The following is a 19695-nucleotide window of genomic DNA, read 5'->3' as shown; positions in this document are numbered from 1 at the left end:
CGATACGGCTATCCCGGTAGGACCGGCGCGGCCCCGCCGATCATCAGGCCGGCCACCTCCGACCAACCCTGTTGGTTTTCCGCGGCGGCCGCCGAGTACATCAACACTCCTTGCGGACCGGCGACGTACACGGTGGACGGATTGGCCGCGATGGCGAACAGGGGGATCTGCAGACCGCGGGCGGGCGCATCGGAATTGACGCCGTCGAGATTGACATAGGACACCGGATGGGTCGCGTCGTTGCGGGTCACCACGATGTCGTCGCCGGTTCGCCAATACAGCGACACCACCGAGGTGCCGAGTCCGAAACCCAGCCGCCGTGGATAGGTCAGGGCGAACTGGCCGGCCTGGGTCTGCTCGACCCCGGCCAGGATGACCTGTCCACCGATCACCATCGCCGCGCGGGTCCCGTCGCGGGACAGCTGCAGATCGCTGATCGGTCCGGGGAAGCGCGCCGCCACTGCGGTGGAATCCACAGGGATCCGGGCGGGTTGGCCGGAGGCGGGTTCTTGAATGGCTCGCAGCACGTTGTTGGCGTCGACCACCACCCACACCGCGTCGTCCAGTGACCAACTGGGCCGCGACAGGTTGTGCCCGTCGGCGGACTGCACCGCCTCGCCACCGAGGTCCCCGATCCACAGCGACGCCGCCATGTCCGGAGCGCCCCGGCGCAACGTCACCACCGACGCCACCTGCCGCCCGCTGCGCGACAGCGCGGCGCCGGTCTGATCGCCCATATGGCCGAAAGCTCCCGGCACCGTGGTGATGTGCTGTCCGTCCAGCTCCACCAGTGATCCGCCCACCAGCGCGTGTAGGCCCGCGCCGGCGCCGTCGGCCACGCCCGGATCGGTGGCAGCGACGTCGGAGGTGTTCCAGCCCTGGGCGAACCGGTCGTCCAGCGGGGCGCCGTCGGCGTTGATCACATACGGTCCGCGAATGTCGGCCCGTGCCAGCGTCCAGATGATCTGGGCGGCTAGCAGTGCCCTGCTGTGCGGGTCCGTCGTGGACAGCTTCTCCAGTTCGATGCGGGCGCCGCCATAGCCCTTGCCGACGCCACTCTTGCCGCCGTCGGCCCTGGTGACCGGCCCACGTAAGCGCAGCGGCGGAGCCAGCAGGTTGCGCACCGTGTGCGCCATCTCCGGGCGCGGCCCGGCCAGCAGCTTGGAGATGAGCTCGGTGGCCAGCTGGTCGTGATCGGACACCGCGACGTAGCGCGGATCGGGCACCACCGTCTTGCCGGTGGGGTCGGCGAAGTAGAGCGTGTTCCGCTTGTAGGTCGACTGGAACTGCTGCCAGTCCAGGAAGACGCCGTTGGGCAGCCGGTCGATGCGCCACCCACCGGAGGTCTTGATCAACTCGATCGGCCCCGGGTCCGGCAGCTGGCCATCGGCGGTCTCGAACACTCCGATGTCCGACAGCGAGCCCAGGATGTCGGCGCGCATGGTCGCTGAAACCTTCTCGGCGCCACGGGTTTCGACGAACACCACATGGTCAATCAGCAGCGCGCTACCGGCGTCGTCCCAGGAGTTGGAGGCCGACTGGGTGAGGAATTGCCGGGCCGCCAGATGCCGGTTGGCCGGGTCGGCGGTGGCCTTGAGGAATTCGCGCAACAGCACGTCGGGGTCCATGCCCGGTGTGGGCTTGGGCAGGTTCGACGGCGCGGGCCGCTCCACGGTGCCAATAGCCTGCGGCGCCGACGAACTGGGCACGCTTGCACAGCCGGCCAGCACGCTCACCGCCATGAGCAGGGCACCCAGCGTCCGCCTCATCCGGCGTGCTCCCGGGTGCGCTGATCGACGACCGAAGCCGGGCTGCCCGCCGGCGCCGGCTGCGGGATCGGCTTCATGGGCAGCGGGCTGGTGGTGACCTTGTGCCCGCGCACCAGCGGCAATGTCAGCCGGAAGCAGGCCCCCTGACCGGGCTCGCCCCAAGCCTCCAGGCGGCCCTGGTGCAGCCGGGCGTCTTCGATGCTGATCGCCAGTCCCAGCCCGGTGCCCCCCGACCGCCGCACCCGGGACGGGTCTGACCGCCAGAACCGGCTGAACACCAGCTTCTCCTCGCCGGGTCGCAGGCCCACGCCGTAATCGCGGACGGTGACGGCGACGGTGTCCTCGTCGGCGGCCATCCGGATCCGGACCGGCTTGTGCTCGGCGTGGTCGATGGCGTTGGCGATCAGGTTACGCAGAATGCGTTCCACCCGGCGGGCATCGACCTCCGCGATCACCTCGTCGGTCGGCATGTCCACCAGCAGCTCGATGCCGGCCTCCTCGGCCAGGTGGCCGACGTTGGTCAGCGCCTTGTTCACGGTGGTGCGCAGGTCGAGCGCCTCCACCGACAACTCGGCGACGCCGGCGTCGTGGCGGGAGATCTCCAGCAGATCGTTGAGCAGCGTCTCGAAGCGGTCAAGCTCGTTGACCATCAGTTCGGTGGAGCGCCGCAGCGCGGGATCCAGGTCCGAGCTGTGGTCGTAGATCAGGTCGGCAGCCATCCGCACGGTGGTCAGGGGCGTGCGCAGTTCGTGGCTGACGTCGGAGGTGAACCGACGTTGCAGGTTGCCGAACTCTTCGAGCTGGGTGATCTGGCGCGACAGGCTTTCGGCCATGTCGTTGAACGACACCGCCAACCGGGCCATGTCGTCCTCGCCGCGGACCGGCATGCGTTCGGACAGATGCCCCTCGGCGAAGCGCTCGGCGATCCGCGACGCCGAACGCACCGGAACCACCACCTGACGCGATACCAGCAGCGCGATGCCGGCCAACAGGAGCAACAGCACCAGGCCGCCGGTCGCCATCGTGCTGCGCACCAGCGTGATGGTGGCCTGCTCGTTGACCAGCGGGAAGATCAGGTACAGCTCCAGGTTGGCCACCCGCGACGAGGTCGGCGTGCCGACGATCAGCGCCGGCCCGGAGAAGCCGTCGGTGTGCACCGTGGCGTACTGGTAGGCGGCCTGCCCGGCCTTGACGAAGCCGCGCAACGCGTTGGGCACCTGGTCGACGGGCCCGGCGGTAGAGGCGGCGCGCGGGCCGTCTCCCGGCACCATGAGCACCGCATCGAAGGCGCCGGCCAGCCCGGCTCCGGAGGCGGGATCGGTCTTCGAGGTCAAGGTGTTGCGGGCCAGCTGCAGGCTGCTGTCCAGGGAGCGCGTTTCTTCACCGTTGACGATGCCGCTGACGGTGTTGCGCGCTCGCTCGATCTGATCGGTGGCGGCCTTGACCTTGACGTCGAGCACACGGTTGGTGACCTGGCTGGTCAGCACGAAGCCAAGCGCCAGGATCACCGCCAGCGACAACCCCAGGGTCAGCGCGACGACACGCAATTGCAGGGATCGACGCCAGACCACGGCGACGGCTCGGCTCACAGCGCTCAAGCCGCGCGGCAGCGGGCCGGAACGCCCCCAGCGACCTCGACTACGTCGTGGGGAGCGCCAGATCACCTACACCGCACTCTCCCGGCCGCCGGATCACGGGGGGCCGGCCTTGTAACCCACTCCTCGAACGGTCAGAACCACGGTCGGGTTCTCAGGATCCTTTTCGACCTTGGCACGCAGGCGCTGGACGTGCACGTTCACCAGGCGGGTGTCCGCCGGGTGCCGGTATCCCCAGACCTGTTCGAGCAGCACATCACGAGTAAACACCTGGCGGGGTTTGCGCGCCAATGCGACCAGCAGGTCGAACTCCAGCGGCGTCAGGGAGATCTGCTCGCCGTTGCGGGTGACCTTGTGGGCGGGCACGTCGATGTCGACGTCGGCGATGGACAGCATCTCGGCCGGCTCGTCGTCGTTGCGCCGCAGCCGCGCCCGCACCCGCGCGACGAGTTCCTTGGGCTTGAACGGCTTCATGATGTAGTCGTCGGCACCGGACTCCAACCCGAGCACCACGTCCACGGTGTCGGTCTTGGCGGTCAGCATGACGATCGGCACGCCCGAGTCCGCACGCAGCACCCGGCAGACGTCGATGCCGTTCATGCCGGGCAGCATCAAGTCCAACAGCACCAGATCCGGGCGCAACTCGCGCACCGCGGTCAGGGCCTGAGTGCCATCGCCGATGACCGCGGTGTCGAAACCCTCCCCACGCAACACGATGGTGAGCATCTCGGCCAGCGAAGCGTCGTCGTCGACGACGAGAATCCTTTGCCTCATGGAGTCCATGGTGTCACCAGATCAGGACAAAACTCGGCTACCACACGCGTGTTTCTCGATTGATAGGCCCAAATAGCACCCAAATTGTGCTAAACGACCGTCAATCGGGTTACCGAGGCCCTCCGAGGGACGTAGCCAGCCCTGCCGGATCGACCTCCGCGTCCACCACGAGCCAGCGCCCGGACCAGCCCGCGGCGGCCAATCCGGCGTACACCTCGCCGGTTCGGCGCTGCAGTCCGTCGTCGCGTTCATAGCTGTCGCGCGCCCGGGTCGGATCGCGCTGCGCCCGGTCGCGGGCGCGCTGCCCGGCCAGTTCGGTGGGCACCGCGAGCAGGATCTGCCAGTCCGGCACCGGCAATCCGAGTCGCCCGTATTCGAGCATGTGCACCCACGTGACCGCTTCCCCGGCAGCATCCTGATGCAGCCGGGCCGCGCTGTAGGCCGCGTTGGAGGCGACGTAGCGGTCCAGGATCACCACATCGTGCTCGCGGGTCAGCCGCTCGATCTCGGCGACGGCCCCGGCCCGGTCCAGCGCGAACAACGTCGCCATCGCGTACACCGACTCGGCGAGGTCGCCGTGCTGACCGTGCAGCGCCTCGGCCGCCAGGTCAGCGGTGATGGACTGCCCGTAGCGCGGGAACGCCAGCGTCGCCACCGATTTGCCGGCGCGCCGCAATTGCCCGCGCAGGCCGTCGGTCAGCGTCCGCTTGCCCGAACCGTCGACGCCTTCGATCGCGATCAGCACGGCGCGAGCGCGCGGCTCAGTAGCGGTAGTGGTCCGGCTTGTACGGGCCCTCGACGTCGACACCCAGGTACTCGGCCTGGTCCTTGGTCAGCTTGGTCAGCTTCCCGCCGAGCGCCTCGACGTGGATCCGGGCCACCTTCTCGTCGAGGTGCTTGGGCAGGCGGTACACCTCGTTGTCGTACTCGTCGTTCTTGGTCCACAGTTCGATCTGGGCGATCGTCTGGTTGGCGAAGCTGTTGCTCATCACGAACGACGGGTGGCCGGTGGCGTTGCCCAGGTTCAGCAGCCGCCCCTCGGACAGCACGATGATCGAGCGACCGGTCTCCTTGAAGGTCCACAGGTCGACCTGCGGCTTGATGTTGGTTTTCGTCGCCCCCGAGCGCTCCAGGCCGGCCATGTCGATCTCGTTGTCGAAGTGGCCGATGTTGCCCAGGATCGAATGGTCCTTCATCGCCTTGATGTGGTCGAGCATGATGATGTCTTTGTTGCCCGTCGACGTCACGACGATGTCCGCGTCGGCGATGGCGTCCTCGACGGTCACGACGTCGAAGCCCTCCATCATCGCCTGCAGCGCGTTGATCGGGTCGATCTCGGTGACCTGCACCCGGGCGCCCTGGCCCTTCATCGCCTCCGCGCAGCCCTTGCCGACGTCGCCGTAGCCACAGATCAGCACCTTCTTGCCGCCGATCAGGGCGTCGGTACCGCGGTTGATGCCGTCGATGAGGGAGTGGCGGGTGCCGTACTTATTGTCGAACTTGGACTTGGTGACCGAGTCGTTGACGTTGATCGCCGGGAAGGCGAGGTCACCGGCCGCGGCGAACTGGTAGAGGCGCAGCACACCGGTGGTGGTCTCCTCGGTGACGCCCTTGACCGACTCGGCGATCTTGGTCCACTTGCCCTTGTCGGTCTCGAACCGGTCGCGCAGCACGCCCAGGAAGATCTTCCATTCCGCCGAGTCGTCTTCCTCGGCGGGCGGCACGACGCCGGCCTTCTCGTACTGCATACCGCGCAGCACCATCATGGTGGCGTCGCCGCCGTCGTCAAGAATCATGTTGGCCGGCTTGTCCTCGTCCGGCCAGGTGAGCATCTGCTCGGCGGCCCACCAGTACTCCTCGAGCGTCTCACCCTTCCAGGCGAACACCGGGACACCCTTGGGCTCTTCGGGTGTGCCATGCGGGCCGACAACGACGGCGGCCGCCGCATGGTCTTGGGTCGAGAAGATGTTGCACGACGCCCACCGAACTTCGGCACCCAGCGCGGTCAGGGTCTCGATCAGCACCGCGGTCTGGACGGTCATGTGCAGCGAACCCGAGATACGGGCTCCCTTCAGCGGCTGCACCTCGGCGTATTCGCGGCGCAGTGACATCAGGCCGGGCATCTCGTGCTCGGCGATCCGGAGTTCTTTGCGGCCGAAATCCGCCAGCGACAGGTCGGCAACTTTGAAGTCGATGCCGTTGCGAACGTCGGGGGTCAGCGAATTTTCGAGCGTCGTCATAGGGGTTTACATCCTTCTTTGGGGGCTCAAGCGAATCCGAGCAGCTGCGTCAGCCTCATTGCTCTGCTGGACTCACTGTAGCCTCCGGTCATGTGCCGTCCTGGTCAGGGGACGTTGATGACGCCGTGCCGCTCCGCGAACGGGGTCATCATCCTGGCCAGATCCGCCGCCACGTCGTGGTCAGCCTCGGGCGGCATGGACACGTAGCTCAAGCACAACCGGACGATCGCCCGCGACAGCACGTTGGCGTCGTCGTCGCTGGTGGCCAACCACGTCTGGGTGAAGGCCGTGGCCAGCCGCTCCGACGCCCGGGTGATGATGGGCGCGCTGTCGGTGGTGATGAGCTGCAGCAGGTCGGGCTTGGCCACTCCGGTCAGCAACGAGATCACCAACGGGTCGGCCGCCGTCTCGACGAAGAACGACCGGAAGCCCTGCAGGAACGACTCGTAGATGTTGCCGATGTTGGCGTCCAGCGCACCTTTGACAGTGTCGACCAGCCGGTCGGCCAGGCGCAGGGCATAACCCTGCGCCAGGCCCTGCCGGGACCCGAACTCGTTGTAGATGGTCTGCCGGCTGATGCCGGCGGCCCGGGCCACGTCGGACAACGTGATGGCCGACCAGTCACGGGTGAGCAGCAGATCCCGCATCGCGTCCAGAACCGAGTCCCGCAGCAGCGCGCGGGACGCTTCGGCGTAAGGAATCCGCTTCACAGGCGCGACCATATCTGTTTTCGCAACGAAGTTGGTGCCGATCATGAGCGGGCGACCTCCACCATCACGAAGTCCGACTTGGCGGCGCCGCAGTCCGGGCAGCTCCAGTCCTCGGGGATGTCGTCCCAACGGGTGCCGGGAGCGATGCCGTCTTCCGGCCAGCCGAGCTCTTCGTCGTACTCGAAACCGCACTGAACGCACTGGTACAGCTTGTAGTCACTCATGGTCCGTTCATCCTTCCTGGACTAGTTCGAAATCGGGCTTCTCGCGGACGGCGCAGTCCGGACAACACCAGTCATCGGGAACCTGGTCCCAGCCGGTGCCGGCCGGGAAACCTTCGCGGGCATCGCCTTTGGCCTCGTCGTAGCGGTACTCGCAAACGGGGCACTGGTACGCGGCGCTCACGCCGCTTCCTTTTCCGAAGCCCCGTACTTGGCCAGCAGCTTCTGCCGCAACCGCGGCTGCACGTTGACCTTGGTGATGTCGCCGTTGTAGTGCTCGAGCACCCGGTGGTCCATCACCTTGCGCCACAGCGGCGGGAAGTAGGTCAGCGAGATCATCGACGCGTAACCACTGGGCAGGTTGGGCGCGCCTTCCATGCTGCGCAGCGTCTGGTAGCGGCGCGTCGGGTTGGCGTGGTGGTCGCTGTGCCGCTGCAGGTGGTACAGGAAGAGGTTGGTGACGATGTGGTCGGAATTCCAGCTGTGCACCGGCGCGCAGCGCTCGTAGCGGCCGTTGGAGTTCTTCTGCCGCAGCAGGCCGTAGTGCTCGAGGTAGTTGACAGCCTCTAGCAGGCTGAAGCCGAAGATCGCCTGGATGATCAGGAACGGAATCACGCTCACACCGAAGGCCGCGATCAGCGCGCCGAATAGCACCGCCGTCATCGCCCAGGCGTTCAGCACGTCGTTGCCCAGGTAGGTGCGCGGGTCCCAGGGGCTCTTGCCGAGCCGGCGGATGCGCTGCGCCTCCAGGTGCACCGATGAGCGGGCACTGCCGATCACGCTGCGGGGCAGAAATTCCCAGAACGTCTCGCCGAAGCGGGCCGAGGCCGGGTCCTCCGGGGTGGACACCCGAACGTGGTGGCCGCGGTTGTGCTCGATGTAGAAGTGGCCGTAGGCGGTCTGCGCCAAGGTGATCTTGGACAGCCAGCGCTCCAGCGCGTCCTTCTTGTGCCCCATCTCGTGCGCGGTGTTGATGCCGACGCCGCCGAGCACGCCCACCGAGAGCGCCACGCCGATCTTGCCCAGCCAGCCCAGTCCGCCCTCATAACCCAGCCAGTGCAGGTTGGACGCGGTGAACAGGTAGGCACCCAGAACCACGCTGGCGTACTGGAACGGGATGTAGATGTAGGTGCAGTAGCGGTAGTACTTGTCGTTCTCCAGCCGCTCCATGACCTCGTCCGGCGGGTTCTGCCCGTCGGGACCGAACCGCAGGTCCAGCAGCGGCAGCAGGATGTAGACCAGGATCGGCCCGATCCACAGCGGCAGCTCGGCCGCCGTGTGCCAGCCCAGCTTGTTGATCCCCCAGACCACCGGCAACATCACGAAAAGCGCCGTCGGGGCGATCAAACCCATCAGCCACAGGTAGCGCTTCTTATCGCGCCATTCGGCGACCGGCACGTCCGGAGCGCCGTCGATTTGTGTGGTCATACGCCATACCTCCTTGTGTGAGTGTCACCACTTGAGGTTGGACATTACAACCGTTCACGTCTCGTGTCTAGACACCAGACGTGATTTTGTAAACTAACTATCCAAAAATTGCCTAAATGTCCACGTCAGCGTCGCCCTCCTCCCGGCGCGCCTGCACCGAATGCCGGCGGCCGTAGCCGAGGTAGATCGCGATCCCGGCCACCAGCCAGACGCCGAACCGCAGCCAGGTCAGCGCGGTCAGGTTGAGCATCAGCCACAGACACGCGCACACCGACGCGATCGGGAGCACCGGCACCCACGGCGCGCGGAACCCCCGCGGCAGATCCGGCCGGGTCCGGCGCAACACGATGACGCCGGCGGACACCAGCACGAAAGCGAACAGCGTGCCGACGTTGACCATTTCTTCGAGCTTGTTGATCGGGAACACCGAGGCCGTCGCCGCGATCACCACCGCGACCAGCGCGGTGATCCGCACCGGAGTCCCGCGGGAACCGGTCTTGGCCAGCCCGCGGGGCAGCAGGCCGTCGCGCGCCATCGCGAACAGCACCCGGCACTGCCCCAGCATCAGCACCATCACCACCGTGGTCAGGCCGGCCAGCGCTCCGACCGAGATGATCCCGCTGGCCCAGTGGATGCCGTTGGCCTTGAACGCGGTGGCCAGGTTCGCCTGACCGTGACCGGGGACGCTGCGTAGCTGGGTGTAGGACACCATCCCGGACAGCACGACCGCCACGGCCACATAGAGCAGCGTCACCACCCCGAGGGAGGCCAGGATGCCGCGCGGGACGTCGCGCTGCGGGTTCTTGGTTTCCTCGGCCATGGTGGCGACGATGTCGAATCCGATGAAAGCGAAGAACACGATCGAGGCGCCGGCCAGCACGCCGTACCAGCCGTAGTGACTGCCCCCGGCTCCGGTCAGCAGCGACAACACCGACTGGTCCATCCCCCGGCCCTGATGTTCGGCCTCGGGTTTGGGGATGAACGGGGTGTAGTTGGACGCCTTGACGTAGAAGGAGCCGACAATGACGACCAGGATGACCACCGCCACCTTGATGGCGGTGACCACCGCGGAGAACCGGGACGACAGCTTGGTGCCCAACGCCAGCAATACCGCCACCAGAGCGACAATCAGCAACGCCCCCCAGTCGAAGTCGATCGGCCCCAGCGCGACGGTTCCACCGGCGAAACCGAATACCGTGCCCAGGTAGCTGGACCAGCCCTTGGCGACCACCGCTGCGCCGATTGCCAACTCCAGCACCAGATTCCAGCCGATGATCCAGGCCAGAAACTCCCCGAACGTGGCATAGGAGAAGGTGTAGGCGCTGCCGGCCACCGGCAGGGTGGACGCGAATTCGGCGTAGCACAGCGCCGCCAGCGCACAGGTGCCCGCCGCGATCAGAAAAGAGATCCAGATGGCCGGGCCGGTGATGTCACCGGTGGTGGACGCGGTGACGGTGAAGATCCCCGCCCCGATCACCACCGAGACGCCGAAAACCACCAGGTCAAGCCACGTCAGATCCTTACGGAGCCGGGTGCCCGGCTCGTCGGTGTCGGCGATGGATTGTTCGACCGATTTCGTGCGCCAGCGACCGGACATCAGCCCGCCCCTTCCGTCACCTGCTACTCCGCAGCATTTGTGACCGCACAGTACTGGGTTACTCTGCGGGAATGGTGGGGAGCGTAGAGAACAAAAATCATGCGGTAGTGATCGGCGCGAGCATTGCCGGGTTGTCGGCGGCCCGGGTGCTGTCCGACTTCTACGGACAGGTCACGCTCTACGAGCGGGACGACCTGCCGAGCACGCCGTCAAACCGCGCCACCGTCCCCCAGGATCGGCACCTGCACATGCTGATGGCGCGCGGTGCCAATGAATTCGAAAGCCTCTTCCCCGGCCTGCTGGAAGACATGGTGGCAGCGGGCGTACCGATGCTGGAAAACCGTCCGGACTGCATCCATCTGGGCGCGGCCGGTCACGTCTTGGGCACCGGACACACCCTGCGTGACGAGTTCACCGCCTACGTGCCCAGCCGCCCACACCTGGAGTGGCAGATCCGGCGCCGCGTCCAGCAGATCGACAACGTGCAGATCGTGCAGCGACCGGTCGCCGAGCCGCGCTTCGAACCGGCGCAGCAGCGGGTCACGGGCGTGGTGCTGGATCCGGCGATCTCCGGCGAGGAACCCGAGTTCGTCGCGGCCGATCTGGTGGTCGACGCGGCCGGCCGCGGCACCCGGCTGCCGGTGTGGTTGGACCAGTGGGGCTACCAGCGGGCGCCGGAGGCGACGGTCGACATCGGAATCAACTACGCCACACACCAATTCCGCATGCCCGAAGGGCTGATCGCCGAGAAAGTGGTGGTCGCGGGCGCCTCGCACGACAAGTCGCTGGGGCTGGGCATGTTGTACTACGAGGACGGCACCTGGGTGCTGACCACCTTCGGTGTGGCGCATGAAAAGCCGCCGCGGACCTTCCCCGAAATGCTGGCTCTGGCAGACGATCTGCTGCCGGAGCACTTCAACGCAGCGCTGCGGCAGGCCGAGCCGCTCGGCGAACCGGCCTATCACGCCTTCCCGGTGAGCAGATGGCGTCGCTACCACAAGCTGGAGCGCTTCCCGGCCGGCATCGTCCCGTTCGGTGACGCGGTCGCCAGCTTCAATCCCACGTTCGGTCAGGGCATGACGATGACCTCGATTCAGGCCGGCAATCTACGCCGGGCGTTGCAGGCACCGGACGGCGATCTAGCGGCCACCCTCGCCCGCTTGACCGCGAAGACGACCTTCCCGGTGTGGATGATGAACGCCATCGGCGACGTGGCCCTGCACCACGCCACCGGCAATCCCGAACCTCGTTGGTGGCGGCCGGTCGGCGGGCTGTTCGACCAGTTCCTCGGCGCCGCGGAGACCGATCCTGTTCTGGCGGAATGGTTTTTGCGCCGGTTCTCGCTGCTGGACAGTCTGTACATGGTTCCGCCGGCAAAGCTGATCGGGCGCACCATGGCGCACAACATGCGGCTGTGGCTCAAGGAGCGCCGGGAGCTGCGGGCAACCGGTCAGCAGCGGCGCGCGGTCACAAGCCCACGGTAGCCCGGAACAGCTTGGCCGGTCGCTGGGCGGACAGCCGGATGGGCCCGTCGTCGGCGCCGACCCACGCGGCCGCGCCGCGCTCGAGCGTCAACGACCCGGACTTGCCGTGCACGGTGAGCGGACCCTCGACACACAACAGGATCTGCGGCCCGTCATGACTCGACGGCGCGTCGACTTCATGACCGAGGTGATCGCCGTCGAGAACCAGCAGTGAGAGCGCGAACTCGGCGGTCGGGGTGTCGTAGATCCGTTCCAGGCCGTCGCTGCGGATCGACGGGCGCAGTTGCGCTTCGGCGGTCGGCGTGAAGTCGAGCACCCGTAGCAGTTCGGGCACGTCGACGTGCTTGGGCGTCAGCCCACCGCGCAACACGTTGTCAGAGTTGGCCATCACCTCCACCGCGAACCCACGCAGGTAGGTGTGCAGGTTGCCGGCGGGCAGGAAGATCGCCTCGCACGGCGCCAGCGTGACCCGGTTGAGCAACAGCGCCGCGAGCACCCCGGCATCGCCGGGATACCGCTCCCCCAGTTCCAGCAGCGTTTTCACCTCGGCGGCGAATACCGTTGCGCCGGAACTGATGTACTGAATCGCGCCGTCGATCACGGCCGGCACCAGCACGTCGAGGTCGGGCTGGGGCGCGGTGATCCAGGTGGTGAACAGCGCGCGCAGGCCGTCGGCATCGGATTGGTCGTTCAGCAGATCGATGAACGGATCGAGATCGGACACGTTGAGTGCGCGCAGCAACTCGGTGGTCTTTGAGGCCTGGCGGAAGCCGGCCAGCGCCTCGAAGGGCTGCAGCGCAACCAGCAGCTCGGGCTTGTGGCTGGTGTCGCGGTAGTTGCGCACCGGCGAGTTGACCGGGATGCCGAGTCGCTGCTCGCGGGCGAAACCCTCGAGCGCCTGCGCCGCGCTCGGGTGCGCCTGCAGTGACAGCGGCTCATCGGCGGCCAACACCTTGACCAGAAACGGCAGCACATCACCGAACCGCGCCCGCGAGCCGGCACCGAGCTGGCCCTCGGGATCCTCGGCGAGTGCGGTCAGCAGCGATGTCTCGCCGTCGGGCGTCCTGAGAAAGGCCGGATCACCGGGGTGAGCACCGAACCACAGTTCGGCCTCGGGATGCGCGGCCGGCACCGGCCGCCCGGTGAATTCGGCGAGAGCGGTGCGTGATCCCCAAGCGTAGGTGCGTAACGCTCCGCGTAGCAGTTCCACCGTCTATCTATCCCCGTGCCAGTCGCAGGTAAACCGCGGCCATCTCCAGCCGAACGGCCAATACTGCCAGTTGCTGTTCGGCGCGTGCCGTCGCGGTCGGCGCCGAGGCCGGGTCCTGCATATCCTCGGCACCCACCAGATAGACGTCGTCGAGCCCGGCCACCCGCGCGGCCACCACCGTCCGCTCGGCCGCCAATGTCAGGGCCAGCACCCGCAGCCGCCGGGGCAGCGGGCCGTCGATCTGCTCGTCGTGGAAAAGCGCGGCCGCGGGATCGGCGAAACCACCGGGCCCGTTGCGCAACGCGGCCACCGCATCGCCCAGACCGGCGGCCGCCGCGGCCTGCTGTGCGACCCGCAGCAGCACCGCGCTGCCGTGCCGGGCCAACGCCAGGGTGGCGGCGCTGTCACCGGCGAGCGCGACCTGGCTGTCGGTCATGCGGGCGGCCAACGTCTTGGCCGGATTGGTGAACAGGTCGCGGCCGGCGCTGTTGCGCAGCGCCTCGGCGTCCAGTTCGTCGGCGAGCGCGGCCAGGTCGATGCTCAGCCGTGAGTCGACGGTCTGCAGCACAGCCAGACCCGCAGCCAGATACCGGCACAAGCCGAATTCCGCCAGTCCCGGCAGTCGAGGCGACAGCACCGCGACCCGGCCGGCCGTGGAGTCCCGCAACGGACCCTCGAACGGGGCAACCACCACCACCCGCGAGCCACGACGCACGCCGGTCGCTGCCGCACCCACCAGCGCAGGATCCCCCGGATCGTCACCGGCGACGATCAGCACGTCGAGCGGGCCGACCCACGGCGGCGCCTCGGTGACCAGCGCGATCGGCTCGGCGGCGACGGTCGCCAACGTCGCCGCCAGCAAGGCGCCGGCGGTCTCGGCGGTGCCGCGGCCGGCCACCCAGATCACGCTGCGCACCCGATCCTCACCGCGCAGCGAGTCCAGTTCGCCTTCGCTGAGGGCGGCCGCCACCGCACGCACCTGCGCACCGGCCATTGACGCCGCCCGCAACAGCCCGTCGCGGTCGGCGGCAATCAGGCCGTCAGCGTCCTCCAGATCGACGGCCCCGAGGGCACTCACGGAGCGGCCTCGCTCGCCTGGGCCGCAATTTCGGCACTGACCTGCGCGACCACCGCATCCACATCCTCGATGCTGCGCCCCTCCACATTCAGCCGCAAGAGCGGCTCGGTGTTGGAGCTGCGCAAGTTGAACCAGCTGCCGTCACCGAGATCGACCGTGACGCCGTCCAGGTGGTCGATGGACTGGATCCGGCTCACGAACGCCTTCAACACGGCGTCCACGCACGCCGGTGCGTCGGCAACGGTGAAGTTGATCTCGCCCGAGGATTCGTAGCGCTGGTAGTCGGCGGTGAGCTCGGACAGCGGCCGGTGTTGTTCGCCGAGTGCGGCCAGCACGTACAGCGCGGCCAACATGCCGGAGTCGGCGCCCCAGAAATCGCGGAAGTAGTAGTGCGCCGAATGTTCCCCGCCGAAGATCGCGCCGGTTTCGGCCATCAGGGCCTTGATGTAGGAGTGCCCGACGCGCGAGCGCAGCGGCGTGCCGCCGCGCTCGGTCACCAGTTCGGGCACCGCGCGCGAGGTGATCACGTTGTGGATCACGGTGGCGCCGATCTCACGGCCGAGTTCGCGGGCGGCCACCAGACTGGTGACCGTCGACGGCGAGACGGGCAGGCCACGCTCGTCGACGACGAAGCAGCGGTCGGCGTCCCCGTCGAACGCCAGCCCAATATCGGCGCCGGTTTCACGCACAAAGTTCTGCAGGTCTACCAGGTTCGCCGGATCCAGCGGATTGGCCTCGTGGTTGGGAAACGTTCCGTCCAGTTCGAAGTACAAGGGCAGCAACGTGATCGACTCGATCGCACCGAGCACCGCCGGGGCGGTGTGACCGGCCATGCCGTTACCGGCGTCCACCGCGACCCGCAACGGGCGCAGATCGGTGTTGTTGACCAGAGAGCGCAGGAACACGCCGTAGTCGGCCAGCACATCTTTGTCGGTGACCGCTCCCGGCGGCCCGTCGTGCCCGGGCACGCCGGCGATCAGGTCCTCGCTGATGGCGCCCAACCCGGTGTCGGCGCCGACCGGCTTGGCCCCGGCCCGACACAGTTTGATGCCGTTGTAGGCCGCCGGGTTGTGGCTCGCGGTGAACATGGCGCCGGGACAGTCCAGCAGCCCGGAGGCGAAATACAACTGGTCGGTGGACGCCAGGCCGATCCGCACCACGTCCAACCCCTGGCCGGTGACGCCGGAGGCGAAGGCTGCCGACAACGACGGTGAACTGTCGCGCATGTCGTGGCCGATCACCACCTGGGTCGCGCCCTCGCCGCGCATCAGCCGGGCGAACGCCGCTCCGACATCGGTGACCAGCGCCTCGTTGATCTGTTCGCCGACCAGCCCGCGGACGTCGTAGGCCTTGATGACACGGTGGACAGCCTCGGCGGGCCACGACATTCTGCGGTGCTCCTGACGACCTGGGTGGGTAAGACTCTTCGGCCGCCAGCCTATCGGCTAGCCGGGAGGATCCGGCAGCACCCGCAGGTGGCCACGTCGACGTCCGGAGCGATGTTCGGGCGGTGCGAGCAGACCACCGCTCGGCGCGGTGGCGTGGGCGCCCGCATGGTGCAGGTGGGAATCGGCGACGGTCCCGGCGGAGCGCGGTACGTCGTCGAAGCCGTCGCTGGCGACGAACCCGTTGACCAGCACGGGGGTTCGCGCGGCGTTCCTTCCGGAAGCCGCCCCACCCTCGCGCACGGCGTCGGCCAGCGCCACGAGTTCGTCGTCCTCGTCGGGATGGGTGGGCAGCGGCCCGGCATGGCGCACCAGTTCCCAGCCCCGCGGTGCCGTGATGCGGCCGGCATGGTTGACGCACAGATCCCACGAGTGCGGTTCCCGCGCGGTTGCGAGCGGGCCGACCACCGCCGTCGAGTCCGAGTAGACGAACGTCAACGTTGCCACTGCATAATGCGGACACCCGGGCCGGCAGCAGCGTCGGGGTACGTTCACGCTCGAAAGGCTATCGCGGTGAAACGCCGCCGCAGCGGCGGACACGCGCATCGGCGGGGGCGATGTCCAACCGTTACCATCGGCGCGTGAGCGGGGATAGATCGGCTTTGCCATTCGGGCCCCGGGGCCGGCCGGGACGCCGGCGGGGCCGCGAGGTGCGCGGCCCCCTACTACCACCGACGGTGCCCGGCTGGCGCAGCCGGGCCGAGCGGTTCGACATGGCGGTGCTGGAGGCCTATGAACCGATCGAGCGGCGCTGGCAGGATCGGGTCGGCGAACTGGACGTCGCGGTGGACGAGATTCCGCGCATCTCCGCCAAGGATCCCTACAGTGTGCAGTGGCCACCGGAAGTGATCGCCGACGGGCCGATCGCCCTGGCCCGGCTGATACCGGCCGGCGTCGATGTTCGCGGCAACGCGACGCGAGCCCGAATTGTGTTGTTCCGTAAACCCATTGAGCGGCGTGCCAAAGACACCGTAGAACTCGGCGACTTACTGCATGAAATCCTGGTGGCCCAGGTGGCAATCTACCTGGACGTGGAACCTTCGGTCATCGACCCGACGATCGACGACTGAGCAGCGGACCCCGGTCAGATGATGCCGCGTTTGAGGCGGCGGCGTTCGCGCTCGGACAGACCACCCCAGATGCCGAACCGCTCGTCGTGCGCGAGGGCGTACTCCAGGCACTCGTGCCGGACCTCGCAACCCAGGCAGATCTTCTTGGCCTCGCGGGTGGACCCACCCTTCTCCGGGAAGAAGGCTTCCGGGTCGGTCTGCGCGCACAGCGCTTTGTCCTGCCACTGATCGGCAGGGATCTCCTCGACGGGCTCCGGCTCGAAAGCCACAGGCGCATCGGGAACCACGCTCAGATGAGGACGGACAGGCGGCATGATGGTTTCAGCCGGCTCGGGAGTGGTGTGCGGTGTGCCTCCCATTACGCCCCGAAGGTACTCATAGGACATGCTCCGCCTCCTCACAGATCGAGAGTGAAATGGTTTCCCACTGTTCTGATGTACAGATGCCCAATTCGAACAAGTGATCGAATCTCGGTCTGCGACACCGGAACCGGCCGGCCAACCGGGAAATGACACTGATGTGATTAGACACGGACCGGGGACCCTGGTCAAGCTCTTCGGCGCAATTCCATACCATCTCGTGATCGAATTTCGGCGATTCTGTTGTTCGTGAAACACGGCGTGTCGAGTACGAATTGATCACAAGTCCCTTGCGCCCCATTGGTTACCAAGAATCACCCCACCCTAACCTGTCCCGGCGGGCGGGTACTGTCCTGGTGTGAAAGTCACTGTTCTGGTCGGGGGCGTCGGGGGCGCCCGATTCCTGCTCGGAGTGCAGCAGCTGCTCGGCCTGGGCCAGTTTGCTCAGGGCGGGGATGCCGGCCATGAACTCACCGCCGTCGTCAACGTCGGCGACGACGCCTGGATCCACGGCGTGCGCGTCTGCCCGGACCTCGACACCTGTATGTACACCCTCGGTGGCGGGGTGGACCCGGACCGGGGCTGGGGCCACCGCGACGAAACCTGGCATGCCAAAGAGGAACTCGCCCGCTATGGGGTGCAGCCCGACTGGTTCATGCTCGGCGACCGCGATCTGGCCACCCACCTGGTGCGAACCCAGATGCTGAACGCCGGCTATCCGCTGTCGCAGGTCACCGCCGCACTGTGCGACCGATGGCAACCCGGCGCACAGTTGCTGCCGGCCAGCGACGACCGTTGCGAGACGCATGTGGTGATCACCGACCCGGCTGACGGCAATCGGCGGGCGATCCATTTCCAGGAGTGGTGGGTACGCCATCGCGCCCAGGTGCCCACCCACAGCTTCGCGTTCGTCGGCACCGAAAAGGCAACGGCGACAGAAGAAGCCGTGAAAGCTATCGGCACAGCCGACGTCGTCATGCTGGCGCCGTCGAATCCGGTGGTCAGCGTGGGCGCCATCCTGGCCGTACCCGGCATCCGGGCCGCGCTGCGCGCCGCGCCCGCTCCGGTGGTCGGCTACTCCCCATCGTCGGCGGAAAACCGTTGCGCGGCATGGCTGATGCCTGCCTGTCCGCCATCGGGGTGGAATCCACCGCGCAGGCGGTGGGCCGGCACTACGGCGCCCGCAGCGCCACCGGGATCCTGGACTGCTGGCTGGTGCACGACGGCGACAGCGCGCAGATCGACGGAGTCGCGGTGCGTGCCGTTCCCCTGTTGATGCGAGACCCGGTGGCGACGGCTGACATGGTGCGCGCCGGGCTGGACCTCGCGGGCGTGACGGTGTGACCGCGCTGCCACCGGCCGGCGAACACGGCTCCGCCGCCAGGATCGAAATCCTGCCCGTGGCCGGGCTTCCCGAATTCCGCCCCGGCGACGACCTGGCCGCCGCGCTGATCGCGGCCGCGCCGTGGCTGCGCGACGGTGACGTGGTGGTGGTGACCAGCAAGGTGGTGTCCAAGTGCGAGGGCCGGCTGGTGCCGGCGCCCGAGGATGACGAAGAACGAGACCGGTTGCGCCGCAGGCTCGTCGACGAAGAGGCCGTCCGGGTGCTGGCTCGCAAGGAACGGACGCTGATCACCGAGAACAGGCTGGGTCTGATCCAGGCGGCGGCCGGCGTGGACGGATCCAATGTCGGGCGAACCGAATTGGCGTTGCTGCCGCTGGACCCGGATGGCAGCGCCGCTGCCCTGCGGGCCGAGTTGCGCGAGCGACTCGGCGTCACGGTCGCCGTGGTCATCACCGACACCATGGGCCGCGCCTGGCGCAACGGTCAGATCGACGCGACGATCGGTGCCGCGGGTCTGGCGGTGCTGCACAACTATTCGGGGGCCGTCGACCCGCACGGCAACGAACTGGTGGTCACCGAGGTGGCGGTCGCCGACGAGATCGCTGCCGCCGCCGATCTGGTCAAGGGCAAGCTCACCGACACGCCGGTCGCGGTGGTACGCGGACTGGACCCGGTCGACGACGGCTCGACGGCGCGCCGGCTGGTGCGCGCGGGCACCGAAGACCTGTTCTGGCTCGGCACCGCCGAGGCGATCGAGTTGGGGCGCGGGCAGGCCCAGCTGCTGCGCCGGTCCGTGCGCAAGTTCAGCGCCGAGCCGGTGTCCCCGGACGTGGTGGAATCCGCTGTCGCCGAAGCACTCACCGCGCCGGCCCCGCACCACACCCGTCCGGTGCGCTTCGTCTGGTTGCAGGACCGGGCCGCCCGCACGCGGCTGCTGGACCGGATGAAGGACAAGTGGCGCGCCGACCTCACCGGGGACGGCCGGCCCGCGGAATCCGTCGAGCGCCGGGTGGCACGCGGCCAGATTCTCTACGACGCACCGGAAGTGATGATCCCGTTCCTGGTGCCCGACGGAGCCCACAGCTATCCCGACGCCGCCCGCTCCGCGGCCGAACACACCATGTTCACCGTCGCGGTGGGCGCGGCCGTGCAGGCGCTGCTGGTTGCGCTGGCGGTGCGCGGCGTCGGCAGCTGCTGGATCGGGTCGACGATCTTCGCCGCCGACCTGGTCCGCGATGAGCTCGCGCTGCCCGCCGATTGGGCGCCGCTGGGCGCCGTCGCCGTCGGATATCCCGCCGAGCCCGCGGGGTTGCGCGACCCGGTGCCGGTCGCGGACTTGTTGATCCGCAAATGAAGACGTTCGCGTGATT

At 67.8% G+C, this 19695-nt stretch carries 18 protein-coding genes and 1 pseudogene; 4 read left to right on the top strand and 15 right to left on the bottom strand.

The genetic code is table 11. From position 1 onward, the window contains the following. Positions 1 to 8: 8 nt before the first annotated feature. The 10 genes from lpqB to JX552_RS07380 form a co-directional block, all read right to left on the bottom strand. Complete coding sequence (gene lpqB / locus JX552_RS07425) at positions 9 to 1769, bottom strand: MtrAB system accessory lipoprotein LpqB (protein WP_205876750.1); 1761 nt, start codon at positions 1767 to 1769, stop codon at positions 9 to 11. After that, a complete protein-coding gene (gene mtrB / locus JX552_RS07420; protein WP_205876749.1) occupies positions 1766 to 3433 on the bottom strand; it encodes an MtrAB system histidine kinase MtrB in 1668 nt (555 codons plus the stop codon). The genes lpqB and mtrB overlap by 4 nt, the downstream gene beginning before the upstream one ends. A gap of 27 nt (positions 3434 to 3460) precedes the next feature. Continuing rightward, entirely contained in the window at positions 3461 to 4147 is a 687-nt protein-coding gene (gene mtrA / locus JX552_RS07415) for a two-component system response regulator MtrA (RefSeq protein WP_055576516.1), read from the bottom strand. A 100-nt stretch (positions 4148 to 4247) separates the two neighbouring features. Next, positions 4248 to 4883 carry a dTMP kinase gene (locus JX552_RS07410; RefSeq protein WP_205876748.1) on the bottom strand — a complete coding sequence of 212 codons (636 nt, stop codon included), beginning with the start codon at positions 4881 to 4883 and terminating at the stop codon, positions 4248 to 4250. 16 nt (positions 4884 to 4899) lie between these two features. Beyond that, a complete protein-coding gene (gene ahcY / locus JX552_RS07405) occupies positions 4900 to 6378 on the bottom strand; it encodes an adenosylhomocysteinase (protein ID WP_205876747.1) in 1479 nt (492 codons plus the stop codon). 104 nt (positions 6379 to 6482) lie between these two features. After that, entirely contained in the window at positions 6483 to 7100 is a 618-nt protein-coding gene (gene alkX, locus JX552_RS07400; protein WP_205876746.1) for a TetR family transcriptional regulator AlkX, read from the bottom strand. Positions 7101 to 7129: 29 nt separating this feature from the next. Beyond that, entirely contained in the window at positions 7130 to 7312 is a 183-nt protein-coding gene (locus tag JX552_RS07395) for a rubredoxin (RefSeq protein ID WP_055576520.1), read from the bottom strand. 7 nt (positions 7313 to 7319) lie between these two features. Then, on the bottom strand, positions 7320 to 7493 hold the full coding sequence (locus JX552_RS07390; protein ID WP_205876745.1) for a rubredoxin: 174 nt from the start codon (positions 7491 to 7493) through the stop codon (positions 7320 to 7322). Then, the gene (locus JX552_RS07385; RefSeq protein ID WP_205876744.1) at positions 7490 to 8737 is read right to left on the bottom strand and encodes an alkane 1-monooxygenase; all 1248 of its coding nucleotides are present in this window, start codon (positions 8735 to 8737) and stop codon (positions 7490 to 7492) included. The genes JX552_RS07390 and JX552_RS07385 overlap by 4 nt, the downstream gene beginning before the upstream one ends. Positions 8738 to 8849: 112 nt before the next feature. Continuing rightward, a complete protein-coding gene (locus tag JX552_RS07380; RefSeq protein ID WP_205876743.1) occupies positions 8850 to 10334 on the bottom strand; it encodes an APC family permease in 1485 nt (494 codons plus the stop codon). Positions 10335 to 10405: 71 nt separating this feature from the next. Here JX552_RS07380 and JX552_RS07375 point away from each other — a divergent pair, with 71 nt between their 5' ends. Further along, positions 10406 to 11818 (top strand): FAD-dependent oxidoreductase, encoded by a 1413-nt coding sequence (locus tag JX552_RS07375; protein ID WP_205876742.1) that lies wholly within the window; start codon positions 10406 to 10408, stop codon positions 11816 to 11818. Here the strand turns inward: JX552_RS07375 and manA are convergent. The 4 genes from manA to JX552_RS07355 are packed head-to-tail and all read right to left on the bottom strand — an operon-like array spanning position 11802 to position 16046. Continuing rightward, positions 11802 to 13028, bottom strand: coding sequence for a mannose-6-phosphate isomerase, class I (gene manA / locus JX552_RS07370; protein ID WP_205876741.1), 1227 nt, complete (start codon positions 13026 to 13028; stop codon positions 11802 to 11804). The two genes, JX552_RS07375 and manA, sit on opposite strands and share 17 nt — an antisense overlap. A 7-nt stretch (positions 13029 to 13035) precedes the next feature. Then, positions 13036 to 14106, bottom strand: coding sequence for a TobH protein (locus JX552_RS07365; protein WP_205876740.1), 1071 nt, complete (start codon positions 14104 to 14106; stop codon positions 13036 to 13038). After that, positions 14103 to 15494, bottom strand: a complete 1392-nt coding sequence (locus JX552_RS07360) for a phosphomannomutase/phosphoglucomutase (RefSeq protein WP_205876739.1) — start codon at positions 15492 to 15494, stop codon at positions 14103 to 14105. The genes JX552_RS07365 and JX552_RS07360 overlap by 4 nt, the downstream gene beginning before the upstream one ends. 57 nt (positions 15495 to 15551) lie before the next feature. Beyond that, the gene (locus tag JX552_RS07355; protein WP_205876738.1) at positions 15552 to 16046 is read right to left on the bottom strand and encodes a DUF3499 domain-containing protein; all 495 of its coding nucleotides are present in this window, start codon (positions 16044 to 16046) and stop codon (positions 15552 to 15554) included. 155 nt (positions 16047 to 16201) lie between these two features. Here JX552_RS07355 and JX552_RS07350 point away from each other — a divergent pair, with 155 nt between their 5' ends. Continuing rightward, positions 16202 to 16621, top strand: coding sequence for a metallopeptidase family protein (locus tag JX552_RS07350; RefSeq protein ID WP_065135556.1), 420 nt, complete (start codon positions 16202 to 16204; stop codon positions 16619 to 16621). A 14-nt stretch (positions 16622 to 16635) separates the two neighbouring features. Here the strand turns inward: JX552_RS07350 and JX552_RS07345 are convergent, their stop codons facing one another. After that, positions 16636 to 16980: a WhiB family transcriptional regulator gene (locus tag JX552_RS07345; RefSeq protein ID WP_346779309.1), complete on the bottom strand. Its 345-nt coding sequence runs from the start codon at positions 16978 to 16980 to the stop codon at positions 16636 to 16638. Between the two features lie 358 nt (positions 16981 to 17338). On the opposite strand from JX552_RS07345, the pseudogene cofD reads away from it, so the two are divergent. Together cofD and JX552_RS07335 are read left to right on the top strand one after the other, a co-directional pair. Further along, positions 17339 to 18324 (top strand): annotated as a pseudogene (cofD, locus tag JX552_RS07340) (2-phospho-L-lactate transferase). A gap of 5 nt (positions 18325 to 18329) precedes the next feature. Continuing rightward, positions 18330 to 19679 carry a coenzyme F420-0:L-glutamate ligase gene (locus JX552_RS07335; RefSeq protein ID WP_205878298.1) on the top strand — a complete coding sequence of 450 codons (1350 nt, stop codon included), beginning with the start codon at positions 18330 to 18332 and terminating at the stop codon, positions 19677 to 19679. Positions 19680 to 19695: the final 16 nt, after the last annotated feature.

Origin of the sequence: Mycobacterium gordonae, from assembly GCF_017086405.1 — a bacterium.
GTDB lineage: Bacteria > Actinomycetota > Actinomycetes > Mycobacteriales > Mycobacteriaceae > Mycobacterium > Mycobacterium gordonae_D.
The sequence above is the reverse complement of the archived record's forward strand: the minus strand, read 5'-3'. Positions and strand labels throughout refer to the sequence as shown.